At 37.6% G+C, this 14,862-nt stretch carries 14 protein-coding genes; 6 read left to right on the top strand and 8 right to left on the bottom strand.

Features of this window, described 5'->3' with window-relative positions:
- Nucleotides 1-23 precede the first annotated feature (23 nt).
- The 8 genes from NYG85_RS00475 to NYG85_RS00440 form a co-directional block, all read right to left on the bottom strand.
- On the bottom strand, nucleotides 24-1,649 hold the full coding sequence (locus tag NYG85_RS00475) for a lactate permease LctP family transporter (protein ID WP_284936591.1): 1,626 nt from the start codon (nucleotides 1,647-1,649) through the stop codon (nucleotides 24-26).
- Nucleotides 1,650-1,870: 221 nt separating this feature from the next.
- Nucleotides 1,871-2,731 carry an EamA family transporter gene (locus NYG85_RS00470; protein ID WP_284936590.1) on the bottom strand — a complete coding sequence of 287 codons (861 nt, stop codon included), beginning with the start codon at nucleotides 2,729-2,731 and terminating at the stop codon, nucleotides 1,871-1,873.
- Nucleotides 2,731-5,733 (bottom strand): efflux RND transporter permease subunit, encoded by a 3,003-nt coding sequence (locus NYG85_RS00465; RefSeq protein WP_284936589.1) that lies wholly within the window; start codon nucleotides 5,731-5,733, stop codon nucleotides 2,731-2,733. Before NYG85_RS00465 ends, NYG85_RS00470 begins: the two co-directional genes overlap by 1 nt.
- The gene (locus tag NYG85_RS00460; RefSeq protein ID WP_284936588.1) at nucleotides 5,721-6,455 is read right to left on the bottom strand and encodes an efflux RND transporter periplasmic adaptor subunit; all 735 of its coding nucleotides are present in this window, start codon (nucleotides 6,453-6,455) and stop codon (nucleotides 5,721-5,723) included. Before NYG85_RS00460 ends, NYG85_RS00465 begins: the two co-directional genes overlap by 13 nt.
- Nucleotides 6,452-7,714, bottom strand: a complete 1,263-nt coding sequence (locus NYG85_RS00455) for a TolC family protein (protein ID WP_284936586.1) — start codon at nucleotides 7,712-7,714, stop codon at nucleotides 6,452-6,454. Before NYG85_RS00455 ends, NYG85_RS00460 begins: the two co-directional genes overlap by 4 nt.
- Nucleotides 7,714-8,448, bottom strand: a complete 735-nt coding sequence (gene fliP / locus NYG85_RS00450; protein ID WP_284936584.1) for a flagellar type III secretion system pore protein FliP — start codon at nucleotides 8,446-8,448, stop codon at nucleotides 7,714-7,716. Before fliP ends, NYG85_RS00455 begins: the two co-directional genes overlap by 1 nt.
- Nucleotides 8,445-9,224, bottom strand: a complete 780-nt coding sequence (locus NYG85_RS00445; protein ID WP_284936583.1) for a flagellar motor protein MotB — start codon at nucleotides 9,222-9,224, stop codon at nucleotides 8,445-8,447. Before NYG85_RS00445 ends, fliP begins: the two co-directional genes overlap by 4 nt.
- Nucleotides 9,225-9,992, bottom strand: a complete 768-nt coding sequence (locus NYG85_RS00440) for a motility protein A (RefSeq protein ID WP_284936581.1) — start codon at nucleotides 9,990-9,992, stop codon at nucleotides 9,225-9,227. It lies immediately after the preceding gene.
- Between the two features lie 99 nt (nucleotides 9,993-10,091).
- Here NYG85_RS00440 and glmU point away from each other — a divergent pair, with 99 nt between their 5' ends.
- The 6 genes from glmU to NYG85_RS00410 all read left to right on the top strand — a co-directional run bounded on the left by glmU (nucleotide 10,092) and on the right by NYG85_RS00410 (nucleotide 14,857).
- Nucleotides 10,092-11,393, top strand: a complete 1,302-nt coding sequence (gene glmU / locus NYG85_RS00435) for a bifunctional UDP-N-acetylglucosamine diphosphorylase/glucosamine-1-phosphate N-acetyltransferase GlmU (protein WP_284936579.1) — start codon at nucleotides 10,092-10,094, stop codon at nucleotides 11,391-11,393.
- A complete protein-coding gene (gene coaBC / locus NYG85_RS00430) occupies nucleotides 11,386-12,558 on the top strand; it encodes a bifunctional phosphopantothenoylcysteine decarboxylase/phosphopantothenate--cysteine ligase CoaBC (protein WP_284936578.1) in 1,173 nt (390 codons plus the stop codon). Before glmU ends, coaBC begins: the two co-directional genes overlap by 8 nt.
- Complete coding sequence (locus tag NYG85_RS00425; RefSeq protein WP_284936577.1) at nucleotides 12,555-13,235, top strand: hypothetical protein; 681 nt, start codon at nucleotides 12,555-12,557, stop codon at nucleotides 13,233-13,235. Before coaBC ends, NYG85_RS00425 begins: the two co-directional genes overlap by 4 nt.
- A 2-nt stretch (nucleotides 13,236-13,237) precedes the next feature.
- Complete coding sequence (gene uppS, locus NYG85_RS00420; protein WP_284936576.1) at nucleotides 13,238-13,903, top strand: polyprenyl diphosphate synthase; 666 nt, start codon at nucleotides 13,238-13,240, stop codon at nucleotides 13,901-13,903.
- A 289-nt stretch (nucleotides 13,904-14,192) separates the two neighbouring features.
- Nucleotides 14,193-14,600 (top strand): class I SAM-dependent methyltransferase, encoded by a 408-nt coding sequence (locus NYG85_RS00415; protein ID WP_349252793.1) that lies wholly within the window; start codon nucleotides 14,193-14,195, stop codon nucleotides 14,598-14,600.
- Nucleotides 14,601-14,641: 41 nt separating this feature from the next.
- The gene (locus tag NYG85_RS00410; protein WP_284936575.1) at nucleotides 14,642-14,857 is read left to right on the top strand and encodes a hypothetical protein; all 216 of its coding nucleotides are present in this window, start codon (nucleotides 14,642-14,644) and stop codon (nucleotides 14,855-14,857) included.
- The last annotated feature ends 5 nt before the right edge of the window (nucleotides 14,858-14,862 follow it).

Genomic DNA, 14,862 nt, shown 5'->3' with positions numbered 1-14,862 from the left:
TAGGCTATTTTGGCTTAAAATTTTTAAATCGCTGGGATTAGCGATGGGAATAAATTCACAAATGACCAAGTGCAAATACCCATTAAAATTATGAAAATTAACGAGTATTTTAATGTAAATTTAAACAACTCACTCTCGCGACCCACAAGTCCGACAGCCGCACAAGCGATTGCGATACTTTGAGGGCTTATCATCTTACCAACCACGCCACCAACGGTGTTTGCGGCTAAAAATATGACTTCATTAATGCCAAGCTGATTTGCCGTAACTTGCTGTAAAGCACCAAAAAGCAGGTTTGAGCTAGTGTCAGAGCCAGTTAAGAACACCCCAAGCCAGCCAATAACCGGCGAGAAAAACGCAAACGCACCGCCAGTGTTTGCCATTGCTAAGCCCATAGTTGCGGCTTGTCCGCTGTTTTTTGCAATTGAAGCGTAAGCCACAACAAGTCCAACGGTGATAATAGGTATCATCATCTCATTAAAGGTCTCTTTTGCAGCACCGATTACCACTTGCGTTTTTAATTTTAAAGCAAAAATCGTTAAAACAGCAGCTAAAAGTATCGCTGTGCCAGTGGCTTTTAAGATATCCCAAGTATAAATCGCCGCAATTGCCGTATCTTTTGCCTTTATCGGCGCTACTTCAATGACAGCTTTGTGAAGCATAGGTAGCTCAAAGGCGATGTTAAACGAAGTAAGTGCAGTTTTTACAGCCGGTATCGCCCAAACCACGATACAAGCGATTAAGAAAACAAACGGCAGCCACGCATTTACCAGCTCTTTTGTTGGAATTTTTTCGGTGTTTGAAAAATCGGTCGCCCCGTCAAACCTAAATACATTTTTAACCTTATAAAATTTTAAAAATATCGTTGTTAGCGAGATTGAAACCAGTGCCGAAGTGATATCTGGTAGCTCTGGTCCAAGATAGACAGCTGTTAAAAACTGCGTAATTGCAAAGCTAGAAGCAGCGACTAAAATCGGTAAAAACGTCTCTTTTACGCCCTTTACGCCGTCAATTAAAAATACGATAAAAAACGGCACAAAAATGGCAATCGGTGGCAACATATAGCCTGAAAGCTTTGAGATTAGGTTTGGATCAACGCCAACAGCCTTGCCAAGTGCGATGATAGGAATTCCAACCGCTCCAAACGCCACTGGTGCGGTGTTTGCTATCATACAAAGTCCGGCTGCATAAAGCGGACGAAGTCCAAGCCCCATTAAAAGTGCTGCTGAAATGGCAACTGGTGCACCAAAACCTATCGCACCTTCTAAGAACGCACCAAAACAAAAGCCGACTAAGATAACCTGAATTCTGTGATCTGGCGTAATGCTCATAATGCTCTTTTTTAGAATTTCAAAATAGCCCGATTTAACGCTAAGTTTATAAAGAAAAATCGCCGCTAAAATAATCCAAGCGATAGGCCAAAGCCCTGTTAAAAAGCCCTGCGTGAAGCTCATTAGCGTAAGCGACACTGGCATTTTATAAAATAGTATCGCAATGAGTGAGCTTAGTGTTACGGTTAGTAACGCCGCTAGCCAACCTTTAAGCTTAAAAACAACAAGCGAAACCAAAAATAAAAATATCGGCAACGCTGCAACTAACGCACTCAAAAAGATATTTGAGAGCGGATCATACACCTGTGTGTAGCCCATAAATTCTCCTTAATGTGGTTTTACGAGTTAAAATCTATTAAAAAAAGCTTTGTGAAATTTAAAAATAAAAAAATTAAAAATTTTTTTTAAATAGTTTTTAAACTAAAAATAGATGAGAATTTATAAAAACTGCCCTATTTTTGGGCATTTATGAATTTTAAGTAAATTTTTGGCAATAAAAAATAAATTTTTAGAGTTTTACAAAAAGTAACATTTAAGAGCTATTTACTCTCATAAATTTTCATAATTCTCTTATGAATTAGCAAAGAGGCATAAAGCAAAACCGCTCCTAAAATCAGCCTAAACACATCGGTTGGCTTATACCAAAAGAATAAATTTACGATGATTGCTGCTGGGATTAGGGCGTTATTCATAATAGCTAAAACACCGCTATCAACGAGCGTTGCACCGCTATTCCACAAAAAATATCCCAGCCCACTAGCGACAACGCCAAGCCAAAAAAGAACGATGATTTGAGTTAAATTTGGGCTAATCTTATCAAAATTGCCAAAGGCTAAAAATGCAAAAAGCACCACAAAAAACGCACCAAAATGAAAGTAGCCAAAAATTTGCTTTTGATTAATTAACGGCTCTTTTTCAAGCAGAAATTTATAAGCACTCTGCCCTGCCCCAAAGCATAAATTTGCCCCTTGAACTAGCAAAAATCCCTTTAAAAAATCGCCATTTAGCCCTGAAAATTTTATCACCAAAGCACCAAGAACAGCCACGCCAACGCTAATTAGATAAAGCGGTCTAAATTTCAGGCTAAACAAATCATAAACAATCGTAACATAAAACGGCGTAAATATCGTAAATAACGCAACCTCTGCCACGCTAAGATACAAAAATGAGTTATAGTAAAATAGATACATTAGCCCGATTTGCACCGCACCAATAAGCATAATTCTAAGTGCAAATTTCACGCTAATGCCTTTAAATTTCGTAAATGGCAAAAATATCAAAGAGGCAAATAAAACTCGCACAAATACCGAAAAATAGCTATCAATCTTACCAGCTAAATACTCGCCAATAAGACTAAAACTAAATGCCCAAATAAGTGTAACAAGAGCTAAATTTTTCACTAAATCGCCTCTCTTTCATAAAATTTTCTAAACCAGCTATCAAGCCAGTAAGCCGTGCTAAATAGTGCAGGTATGACAAGGAGTGTAAGGATAGTAGAGCTAATTAGCCCAAAAATAATCGCCGTCGCCATTGGCGAGTTTGCCTCGTATCCAGACCCACGAGAAAGTGCAAGTGGGAGCATCGCAAAAATCATAGCAAATGTTGTCATTAAAATGGCGTGAAGTCTTTTTACACCAGCCTTTTTAACCGCCAAATCCGGACTAAGCCCCTCTTTTGCGAATTTATTTGCAAAATCAAGCAGTAAAATGGCGTTTTTACCGACCATACCAAAGAGCAAAATCGCCCCAACCATAACAAAAAGGCTAAATGAATTTGAGCTTAAAAACAGCCCCAGCCCAACCCCAGCAAAGGCAAGTGGCAGCGAAAGCATAATCACAAACGGCAAAATAAAACTCTCATAAAGTGCAGCTAAAATCATATAAATTAGCACAGCACTAAGCAAAATCGTAAATACAAACGCCCTGTTTGTGTCGTGCATAAGCTCAACCTGCCCTGAAAACTGATAGCTATAACCACTAGGCAACTCTAAATTTTGCGATATAAACGAAGCCACATCGCCAAGCGGTCTATTATCAAGATTGGCTAGGATTTTTAGCTGATTTTGGCGGTTATGGCGTGGGATTAGTAAAATTTCACGCTTTTTTGTAAAGGTCGCAAAGTCGCTAAGCATAAAACTCTCGCCCTTGTTGTTTTTTACCTTTAAATTTTTAAGCCTGTCAATGCTGTCTTTTTTATCAAGGCTAACGGCGATATCATATTGATTTACCCCATCATCAAAAATGCTAACTAAAACCTGCGAAAACGACGAATTTATCGTATCTGCCAACGCTTTTTCATCTATGCCAAGAAGCTTTGTTTTTTGCCTATTTAGGCTAAGTGAAATCTCATAAATTCTATCCTCGTTTGGACTTTTAATATCCACAACACCGCCAAATTTCATTAAATCTTGCCTGATTTTGGCATAAATTTCATCAAGTTTAGCAAAATCATCGCCCTTGATAATTAACGAAAATGGCTCGTTATCGCCAACATCAACGACTGGCAAAGAAGCCACGCTCACGTTTAAATCGCTAAATTTCAGGGCATTTCTATACTCGCTCATAATTATCTTTTGCCTATCATTTCGCTCATTAAGGCTTTTTAAATGAACGTAAATTTTGGCTTTATAGGCTGATTTTGCATCATCATAGCCGATTAATAAAAACGCCTTATCCACCCTTTTATCGGCGTTAATCTTAGCTAAAATCGGCTCTAAACGCTCACTCATTTTGCTTACGCTAATGTTTGGGTCGGCTTTAAAAAATATGTTAAATTCGCTGTTATCTTCACTTGGCATAAAGTCGCCTCCGACCTTTAAAGTAAGCGATAAACAAAAGGCAAAAATCAAAAAAGAGATGAGCAAAAAGCTCTTTTTAAACCTTAAAACAAGCTCTAAAATTCGCTCATAAAAGCTATCAAGCTTAGCAAAAAATGGCTCAGAAAGCACGAAAAATTTACCCTTTTTTGTCGTTAAAAAACGTGCTAAAAGCGTTGGCGTTAGCATTATACAGACAAAAAACGACACCACCACGCCACCAGCCACGCTTAAAGCAAATGAGTAAAAATACCGCCCAACAATGCCCTGCATAAAGGCAATCGGCACGAAAACACAGAGCAAAACAGCAGAGATAGCAAGGACGCTAAACGCTATCTCTTTAACGCCTAAAAAACTAGCCATAAGTGCGTTGTTTTGCGTGTCTAGCTTTTTTGTAACATTTTCAATTACAACAATAGCGTCATCAATAAAAACGCCAATGCCAAGCGTTAGTGCAACAAGTGTCAAGCGATTTATGTCAAAACCGAGCAAATTTATTATAAAAAACGTCCCAATAATGCTAATTGGCACGGCAATTGTTGCAATGATTGTAGCGCTTAAATTTCGTAAGAATAAAAATACGATGAGTGCCGTTAAAAAAATGCCTAAAATCATATCAAAACTAGCCTGTTTTACGTGCTTTAAAACAAGCTCGCTCTTATCATAAACCACGCTTATTTGATAATTTTTATCCAAAATTTTAACTAAATTTTCAAGTGAAATTTTAAGCCGTTTTATCACTTCAAGCGTATTTGCAAAGCTCTGCTTTTTAACTTCAAGCAAAACTCCGCTTTTACCCCCAAAAATCGCTAATGTATCGCTATCAAGCCCTGCAAAATCAACACTGGCTACATCTTTTAAAAACACGCCATTTTTTAGCCTAATCTGCCTTAACTCATCTAAATTTTTAGCGTCAAAGTCCGAAATTATGGGCGTTTGGCTCTCATCTGATTTGATTTTGCCAAGCGGGGTTTTTAGGTTTTGCGTGGCGATTATGTTTGAAATCTCAGCGGTGTTTAGATCAAACTTATTTAGCAAAAAGTTATCAAATTTCACATCAACCACTGGCTTTAAAAATCCGACCTCATCAACGCCTAAAACCCCATTTACACGCTCTAAATGGTTTCTTATCACGTTATCAATATCCTGCATTAAAGCCGTTTTATTCTCATCAATCCTGCTTATAAAAACGCTAAAAATCGGCTCATTTGCAGCACTGATTTTTTCTGTTACACTCTTAAAAGCTAGGTTTGCCTTTGAAATTTTATCCCTGACATCATTTAGGGCAACCTCAATGTTTTTATCTAAATTAAACTCAATCAAAATCACGCTAAGTCCGTTGTAGCTGTAAGAATTTAGATTTTTTATCCCGCTAATACCACTGATTTCATCTTCAAGCTTTTTTGTAATTTTTGAGTTTATAAACTCCTTGTCGCCGTTTGCGTGAGTGGTGATTTTAACGAGCGGAATTTCAATCTCGGGGAAGAGATTTACGCTCATTGATTTAATCGCAAAAAGCCCAAAAATCACGAGTGCCATAAAGAGCATAAGCGTGGCAATTGGGCGATTTATCGCTATTTTATACACTCAATTAACCCCTCGCCGTATCGTCCGACCTCTAAATTTTCGCTCATCGCTTCGGCTCTAAATTTTTTCGTTTTTTCATTAATTGTCGGATAAATTAACGAAATTTTTGCCGTTTTATCTATGTCATCAAGTCTAAATTTAAACAAATCGCCCTTTTTAACGCAACCCAAAAAGCTCTCATCAATGTTTAAAACCAGCCTAACTTTTGGGTAGGCAATGATTTCTAAAACCTTTTGATTAAGTGCTACAACCCCACTTGCAATCTCAACATTTTTTTGCGTAATAATGCCGTCATATGGGGCTTTAAGCCGTTTTTTCTCTATTTTATTTTCTAGCTCCAAAATAGAAATTTCAGCGCGATTTTTTGCCAAAAGTGCCTCTTTGTATTCGTAATTTACGCGCTCAAATTCCAACTTTGAAATTTCATCTTTTACAAGCACAAATTTATCCAGCGTGCTTTTTGCAAAATTTAGTGCATTTTTTGCATTTTCAAGTGCGTTTTTTGCCATTTTTAGGGCGATTTGCTCATCTTTATCATCAAGTGCGATTAAAATTTCGCCCCTTTTTACAACACTTGAAACATCAACATTTATAGCATTCACAACACCAGAAATTTCAAAAACAAGCTCTGATTTTTTATCCGCCACGACATTAAAATCAGCGTAAATTTCATCGCCAAAAATGCACTTTAAAACGCAAAAAAGCACGAAAACTTTTCTCACTCATCTATCCTTTTTAAAATTTCAATGCCACTTTTTAGGTAATACCTAGCCTTTTTTATCTCAAAATCGCTCTGTGAAAACGCCAAGGCACTCTTAGCGTCAAAGTCGTTTAAAAGTGCAAGTAAAAACTCGCTATAACCAACAAGTCCAGCGTGATATTTTTTGCTAATTGAGCTTAAAGCGGTGTCTGCTGCCTTGACAAAAAGCTCGTTTGCAGCGATTTTTTGGCGTGAAATTTCTATCTCATTTTGTAAATTTTTAAGCTCAATCTCATTTTCACGTTTTTTGTGATTTAGGTTTAAAATGGCTTGATTTTGCGAAATTTGTGCGATTTGAACGCCCTTTGAAGTGGCAAAAAAGTCAAAAATAAGCCACTCAAAGCCGAGCATAAATTCGTTTTGTTCTGACCTTTTTTGGTTAAAAAACTGCCCAGCATAGCTTCTAAACGGCTCATTTATATCATCAAATCTATTTTTATAAACCGAAAATTTATTGCTTAAAAAAATGCGTGGATAGTGGCTACTTTTGGCTTCATCAATGGCACTTTGGCTCTTTTTAATATCAATTTCTAGCCCTTTTAGCTCGTAATTTTGAGCTAAATTATCAAAATCTGGCATTTTTAGACTTGAAACATTTAGGCTATCTAAATTTTCATTTGCATAAAGCGAAATTTCGTTTAAAATTTTAAGCCTATCTTGTTTTAAAGATAGAAGCTCACTTTGTGCTAGATGAGATTTTGCTAAAATCAGGCTAAGCTCATCGTTTGAGGCAAGTCCAGCGTTTTTTAGGGCATTTAGGCGTTTTAGCTCGTTGTTTAAATACTCTTTTTGTGAAATTTTTGCGTTGATTAGATTATCTGTTAAAACGGCGTTAAAATAGAGCGTGGTTAGCAAAAATGCAAGCTCATTTTTAAACTCGTCGCTCTTTAAAAAATCCTTTTGATTTTCGCTATCTAAAATTTCACGCCTAGCCTCTTTTTTAAAGCCGTCAAAAAGCAGGTATTCAAGCCTAGCATAAACTGCCCTAGCCTCTTTTGGCGAGATTAAAAAGTTATCTTTATCTCGCCTCTCATAGCCACCACCAAGCGTGAGCTGGGGCAGATACTGGCTGTCTAACTGCTCTTTTTTTAGCGATGATTTTAAAATTTCTTGCTCTTTGATTTTTACCAAATCATTTTGGTAAGCTAGTTTTATGATATTTGCTAAATTTTGGCTAAAAAGTGGCAAAACCATAACAAAAATTATGAGAATTCTAAACATTAATGAAAGCTTTTTACGAGATTGCCCACCAGTAAATTCCAGCCATCAACAAGCACGAAGATTAAGAGCTTAAACGGCAGCGAGATCATAACTGGCGGTAGCATCATCATACCCATAGCCATAAGCACGGAGCTTACGACCATATCAATGACTAAAAACGGCAGGTAGAGCAAAAATGAAATTTCAAAGGCAGTTTTTAGCTCGCTTATCATAAAAGCAGAAACCAAAATGCTAAGCGGGACCTCATCAATGTTAGCTGGATTTGACATATTTCTGATACGAAAAAATAGTGCTAAATCCTTCTCTCTCGTGTTTTTTAGCATAAATTCTTTAAACGGCTTTACGGCGTTAGTAAAGGCTTGTTCGTAGCCGATTTGCTCGGCTAAATAGGGCTTTACACCCTGTTCGTAGCCCTGTTTAGCAACTGGCTCCATTATAAAAAATGTAAGCACCATTGCAAGTGAGATTAAAAGCGTAGAAGGTGGCATTTGCTGTGTGCCCATAGCTTGCCTTAAGAATGAAAACACGATGACAAGGCGTAAAAAGCTAGTCATCATAAAGATAAGTCCCGGCGCTAGGGTTAGGATTGTTAGGGCGATTAGGACGTTTAGTGAGGTTACCAGCTGGGTTGGGCTTTCAGGTGCGCTTAGGCTTAAATTTATCGTTGGGATTTGGACATTATCGGCTGCAAAAACCGACACGCCAAAGACAAAAATCAAAGCAAAAATTCTCATCTCACGCTCTCATCAAGCACACTCTTTCTAGTCGCCTCTTTTTTATCCTTATCAAGCGAAACAAAGCGTATCTCAACCCTGTTATTTTGGATATTAGCCTCGTCGCTGCTGCCTAAAACGGCTGGTTCAAACGAAGCCCTGCCAGAGGCGATTAGCCTTTTTGCATCAACCCCGTCCCTTAAAAGCTCAGAAACTACACTTATAGCACGTGCTGATGAGAGTTGCCAGTTATCTTTATAGATTGAGTTTATATCCGGCATAGTGCTATCTGTGTGTCCGACCACATCTAAATCAACCTCTGGGGCTAGTTTTGCTGCTATCATCGCTATTCGTTTTAAGAATAATTTTGCATCATCGTTTGAAATTTCAGCACTGCCTTGCTTAAAAAGCAGGCTAGCTGGCAGCCTAATAATAAAGCCATCCTCGCTGTCTTTTAATGTCACCTCAGGCGAGCCAGATGCGTTTAAAAGCTCATTTATCGCCTTTACGGCTTGTGAAATTTCATCTTGTGATTTTGACTGAATTTTCTCTTTTTTTATGCGTGATTGAAGCTCGGTCTCTTGCTCGTTTTGCACCTCTGGTCTAGCACCGCCCTCTAAAACGCTTAACGCCCCAGCTAGCGAGCCAACTGCTGTTTCAAATTTCTTAGCGTCCATTGTGCTCATTGAGAGCAAAAGCACGAAAAAACAGAGCAAAAGCGACATAAGATCGCCAAAAGTGGCAAGCCAACCTGGCATACATTTAGGGCAATCTTCTGGTTTTATTAGCTTTGCCATTTACTGCTCAAATTGAGATTTTCTATCTTTTGGTGCTAGATAAGAAAGAAGCTTACTTTCAAGCGTTCGTGGGTTATCTCCTGCTTGGATTGACATTATGCCCTCTAAGATTATCTGTTTTTCTAACATTTCGCCGTCATTTCGTATTGATAGGATATTTGCTACCGGAGCACCTAAAATATTACCTATCATCGCCCCATAAAGTGTCGTAAGAAGTGCAACCGCCATTGAAGGACCAATGGCACTAGGATCTGACATATTCATAAGCATAGCAACAAGACCGATAAGTGTCCCTATCATACCCATAGCGCCGGCAAATCCGCCCATTTGATCAAAAATTTTAATATTTGCGCCGTGCCTTGAATTTGTCTGGTCTATGTCAATTTCAAGCAACGCCCTAATCGCATCAGGCTCGTTGCCATCAACAGCCATTGAAAGCCCTTTTTTTAAAAATAAATTTGGCTCGTTATTCACATCACTTTCAAGGGCTAAAATTCCATCACGCCTTGCCTTTGTGGAGTAATCAACTATCTTTTTTATTGTTTCTGGTAGGTTAATTTGTGGCGGTTTAACGGCAATGCCGTAAAATTTACCAATGCCCTTTAAGGTCTCCATTTTAAAGCCGACCATTAAAACACCAATTGTGCCACCAAAAACAATCATCACAGATGGGATATCAATATAAGGTCCAATACCAACGCCAATCGCCATAGACCCAAGCAACAAGACCATAGTTAGCACCCAGCCGACAACGGTTCCTAAATCCATACTCGCTCACTTAATTTTAAAATAGGGTTGTATTTTATTAGTTTTTAGTTAAAAATCTGATAAAATCCTAGCCAAAATTTTAAACAACAAGGCAAAAAAGTGAGTGAAATTTCAGTAGTTATCCTAGCCGCTGGGCTTGGCACGAGAATGAAGTCAGATACGCCAAAGGTTATGTTTAAGCTAAGTGGTGTGAGTATGATTAGACACGTTTTAGCTCGTGCTTATGAGCTTACAAATGACGTTAGCGTCGTGCTTTTTCATCAAAAAGAGCTGATAGAAAAGCACATTTTAGATGAGTTTAAAGATACTAAAATTTACACTCAGGATTTAAAAAACTATCCGGGCACCGCTGGGGCTTTAAAGGGCGTGAAATTTAGCGGTAAAAAGGTGCTTGTAACTTGTGGCGATATGCCCTTAATCACGACTGATGAGCTTAGAAATTTATGCGAGATAGACGCTGATATAGCGATGAGTTCGTTTATAGCAGATGATCCTTTTGGCTATGGCAGAGTGATTGAAGAAAACGGCAAAGTAACTGGCATAATAGAGCAAAAAGACGCAAACGAAGCCCAAAAGCAGATAAAAAGAGTAAATGCAGGCACTTACTGCTTTAAGCGTGAAATTTTAGAGCTTATTTTGCCAAAAATTGATAACAAAAACGCACAAAATGAATACTATCTGACAGACACGATAAAAATCGCAAACGAGCTTGGCTTAAACTGCGTTGCTAGCGATGTTTGTGAGCATAATTTTATGGGGATAAATGACAAATTTCAGCTAAGCATTGCTGAGAGTTTAATGCAGGATAAAATCAAGCAAAATTTAATGAAACAAGGCGTTTTAATGCGTCTAGCAAATACAATCTACATTGACGCAAGGGCGGAATTTGCAGGCGAGTGCGTGATAGAAGAAAACGTAAGCATAATCGGAGCTTGTAAAATCACAAACAGCCACATAAAAAGTGGTAGCGTCGTTGAGAGTAGCGAAATTTCACACTCTGACATCGGACCACTAGCTCACATAAGACCAGATAGCAAGATAACAAACACGCACATTGGTAATTTTGTTGAAGTTAAAAAGGGCATTTTAGACGGCGTAAAGGCTGGACATTTAAGCTATCTTGGCGACTGCGAAATAGCAAGTGGCACGAATATCGGCTGTGGCACAATCACTTGCAACTATGACGGCATAAAAAAGCACAAAACAATCATTGGCAAAAACGTCTTTATAGGCTCAGACACACAGCTTGTAGCGCCCGTAAATATCGGCGACGATGTGCTAATCGCCGCTGGTAGCACAATAACATCTGACGTGCCAAGCGGCGCCTTAGCCATTAGCAGGGGCAAACAGCAAAACAAAGAGGGCTTTTTTTATAAATTTTTTGGACACAAAAATGCTTAAAGACAAAAAAATTCTGCTCGCAGTTTGTGGCTCGGTATCGTTTTACAAGGCTTATGAGATACTCTCACGCCTTAAAAAACTAGGTGCTGACGTGCGTGTAATGCTAAGCGACGGAGCATTAAAATTTACAAATCCCCTAAGCTTTGAAGCACTCACAAACCACCCAATTTTATACACTGGCAATGAAGACTGGCAAAATAAAGTAAGCCACATAGAATACGCAAAAGCCGACCTAGTCCTAATCGCTCCAGCCTCGGCAAATACGATAAACTGCTTAGCAAACGGCGTCGCAACTAGCGTTTTTATGCAGACTTTGCTTGCAACCGACGCTAAAATCCTAATCGCACCAGCTGCAAACAACAAAATGCTTGAAAATTTCGCCACACAAAGAAGCTTTGAAATTTTAAGACAAAATGGCGTTAAAATCATTGAGCCACTGACTAAAATTCTAGCTTGTGGCGACCTTGGGCGTGGTGCGTTAGCAGACGTAGATACAATAATTTACGAAGTAAAAAGAGCATTGTGTGAGACCAAATTTCAGGGCAAAAATGTCGTAATCACTGGCGGCGCAACGAGTGAAAAGATTGATGACGTTAGAGCTATTAGCAATTTTTCAAGTGGCAAAATGGCAAAGGCATTAGCGGACGCATTTTATTTTTTAGGAGCCAATGTCAGCCTAATTTCAAGCGTAGTTTATGAAAATTTGCCATATAAAACCAGTAAATTTACAAGCACAAAAGAGCTTTTATCACTTTGTAAAGATGAGTGCGAAAATGCCAATTTGCTCGTGATGAGCGCGGCGGTTAGTGACTACGTAAGCGATAAAATTTTTAGCGGTAAGCTTAAAAAATCAGAGCTTGGCGATGAGTGGAGCTTAAAGCTTGTTAAAAATTTAGATATTTTGAGCGAATTAAAAGGCTTTAAATGCCAAAAAATCGGCTTTAAACTTGAAACAAACGCACAAAACGCAGAGCAAAACGCCAAAGATATGCTAAAAAACAAGGGGCTAAACGCCGTTTGTTTAAATATTTTGGGTAGTCAAAACGGCTTTGGTAGCGATAAAAACGAAGTGAAATTTATCACTCAAAATGAGAGCGTTGATTTAGGGCTTGATGATAAGTCAAATATCGCTTTAAAAATTGCAAATTTGGCTAGTAATTTATGATAAATGCTATCTCAAAGGTGCAAAAAGTAGCCACAAATCAGGCAAAAACGATACATTTAAACACATCTTTGCCAGTTAGCATACTTGTAAGCGAGAAAGTCGGATTTAACCGCTATATCTTAAAATTTGCAAACCAAAGTATCAGCACAAGAAGCGTAAAATCGCTAAATGTAGGGCAAAACTACTGGGGCGAAATTGAAAATGGCGCTCAAAATATCGTAATTAGCAACCTTTTAGAAAAGCCAAAATTTGATAGCTTTGTCTTAAACGACGGGCTTAGTTTGATTGAAAGGCTAATTAACGAGCCAGATACCGCTTGGTTTAGTAATTATTTAAAAAATGCACTTATTAACTCAAACTCAAAGCACGAATTTAGCGGATTTAGCAATATGCTTTTGGCTTTATCAAAAGGTATCATTTACATACCATTTATTTATAATGAAAATTTTGGCATTTTTGAGCTAAAAAATGGGGCAAAAAATAGTGAAATTTACCTAGTTTTTTCAAATTTTGCCCCGCTTCTTTTTACTTTTAATGCTTCTAATTTAATAAGCATTAAAACTCCATTTAAAAAAGTAGCAAGTTTGTTAAGTGCTGAGTTTAACCTAAATGTAGAAATTTCAAATGTCTTGCCACTTTTAGGTAAAAATGAAAATTTGATTGATTTTAAGGGCTAGTAATGAACGAACTAAAACACCTAGCAATCATAATGGACGGCAACGGCAGATGGGCTAAAAAGCGTGGCTTTATCCGCACAAAAGGACACGAAGTGGGTGCGTTGGCGGTTGAGGCGATGTGTGAGTTTTGCATAAATAATGGCATTGAAATTCTAAGCCTTTATGCGTTTAGCACCGAAAATTGGAAGCGTCCAAAGAGTGAAGTTGATTTTTTAATGAAGCTTTTAAAAGAATTTCTAATCTCTAGACGCGAAAAATTTGTAAAAAACGGGATTTTTTTTAATGCAATCGGCGACATTACGCCTTTTAGTGATGATTTAAAGGTTGAAATTTTAACGCTAAAAGAGCTAACTAAAACAAATAATAAACTAAAATTAAACCTAGCGATAAATTACGGCAGTCGTGACGAGCTGGTTCGTGTTATAAATTCATTAAAAAATAGCGAAATTTCAGAAAATTCTATCACAAACGCCCTTGATGAGAGTGCTGATATTGACCTTTTGGTTAGAACTGGTGGCGAAAAAAGGCTTTCAAATTTTATGCTTTGGCAAGCAAGTTACGCCGAACTCGCCTTTACAGACACACTTTGGCCTGATTTTAACCAAGATGAATTAGCAAAAATCGTAAGCGAATTTAAAGGCAAAAATCGCCGTTTTGGCGGGATTTAGACAATAAAAGCAGATAATTGCTAACAATTCTAATCACACACCAAAGCGAGCAAGTCACTAAACAGACAATTTAATAAAAATTTTATTTTAATGGCTTGGTGCTTTGCTAAATTTTATCCCTGTTAAACCTTAGATTTTATATTCTCTCACTTTTGGTAAATTTTACCAAACAAAAACAATAACTTAAATTACACCCCAAACACCCCAAACACCCCAAAGCACTTCTTATTTAAATTTAATATTAATTTAACTACAATAACCGCTTAACAAATTGTAAAAAGGATATAAAATTTACATTAAAAATTTAAAAGGATTTAAGTATCCAGATGCCGAGCTTATTAGATATTTTTTTAAAAATAATCTTGATAAAACACCGCAAAAAGTCCTAGAATTAGGCTCTAATAACGGCAACAATCTCTCGCTTTTTGCAAGCTACGGATACGAAACAATCGGCGTTGAGCTAGACGCGACAAATATAAAAAATGCAAATTTTAACTTCAAAAACATATATAAATTTAAAAATTACAGCTTCATTAACGCCGATATGAGAGATTTTGCAAGAAACACAAATGGCATAAAAGCCGATATTTTACTAATCCCAAACGTTATAAACTACATTACAAAGCACGATTTTACCGAGCTTTTATCAAACCTACGCCAAAATCAGGATATGGGGGGGGTAGCAGGCTATTTTTAAGAGCAAGAAGCACAAAAGACCATAGATACGGACTTGGTAAGATGATAGAAAACGGCACGTTTTTGTTAGATAGCGATGAATTTAGCGGCGAAAATGGGCTGATTTGTGCTTGTTATAGTCAAAGTGAGCTAGTTGAGATTTTAAAACAAAAATTAAACCTTAGAAATTTCACACTCATAACAAGCGAAAATTTAAACGTAAAAAACGGCGTTTATATCAAAGATAGCGACATTATAATCTACGGAAAAATCAACTAAAAGGG

Origin of the sequence: Campylobacter gastrosuis (assembly GCF_030249845.1) — a bacterium.
In the GTDB taxonomy this organism is placed as follows: domain Bacteria; phylum Campylobacterota; class Campylobacteria; order Campylobacterales; family Campylobacteraceae; genus Campylobacter_A; species Campylobacter_A gastrosuis.
The sequence above is the reverse complement of the archived record's forward strand: the minus strand, read 5'-3'. Positions and strand labels throughout refer to the sequence as shown.